This is a genomic window from Vibrio sp. 10N.222.55.C6, assembly GCF_041473395.1.
GTDB classification, from domain to species: domain Bacteria; phylum Pseudomonadota; class Gammaproteobacteria; order Enterobacterales; family Vibrionaceae; genus Vibrio; species Vibrio crassostreae_C.
Genome location: NZ_JBFRSD010000716.1, coordinates 1 through 697, shown reverse-complemented (window position 1 = coordinate 697; position 697 = coordinate 1). Strand labels below are relative to the sequence as shown.

Sequence of the window (697 nt, the reverse complement as noted above, 5' to 3'; positions counted from 1 at the left end):
TTGCTGCCGCTGCTGCTTGAACCGCTGAACTTGCCACTTCTTGCGCAGTTGCACTCATTTCATTGATCGCGGTTGCAAGTGAGTTCACCTCGTTAACCTGAGAGTTCAACTGGTCACGTGAAACTTCAGCTCTAGCTTGGCCTTCTGTTGCGTTTTTATCCACTTGGTCGGCCGTTACCATCACGGTAAGTAGCATCTCTTGCATACGAGATAGGAAGGTATTGAACCAGTGTGCAAGCTGAGCAGTTTCATCTTTTCCTTTCACTTCAATGCGGTAAGTTAAGTCGCCTTCGCCTTGTGCTGCATCTTTAAAGCGCTCCACTAAGTTGTTCAGCACTTTGCCCAGAGAATTGGCAATGAATGCCATTGAAGCTATGCCTAGAAGAGCTGCGATGATCCCCGCCCACACACCTTTTTCAAGTGCTTTTGAATTCTGTGCATCACTCCATTGCGTGTAATCGTCGACGCTTTTTGTAAGGTGACTACTGGGAACCGACACCATGACTACCCAAGGAGCATCACTGGTATCAATTGCGGTAATTGCGTACTCATCGCCGCCGAAATTAACAAGGCCTGCACCTTCTCGTTTAGCGATAGATTGAATAGTCGACCATTCCGATTCCAATTCAGAAGAGACTCTTTTACCCACCATGTTTCCAGCTCGGCTGTTGGCGAGAGTTATGCCTTTCCATGATGT

At 47.6% G+C, this 697-nt stretch carries 1 protein-coding gene; it reads right to left on the bottom strand.

Going from position 1 to position 697, the window contains the following annotated elements; all coding sequences use genetic code 11:
- Positions 1-697: HAMP domain-containing protein (locus AB4486_RS25800; protein WP_372119582.1), on the bottom strand; the 697-nt coding region annotated here is incomplete at both ends.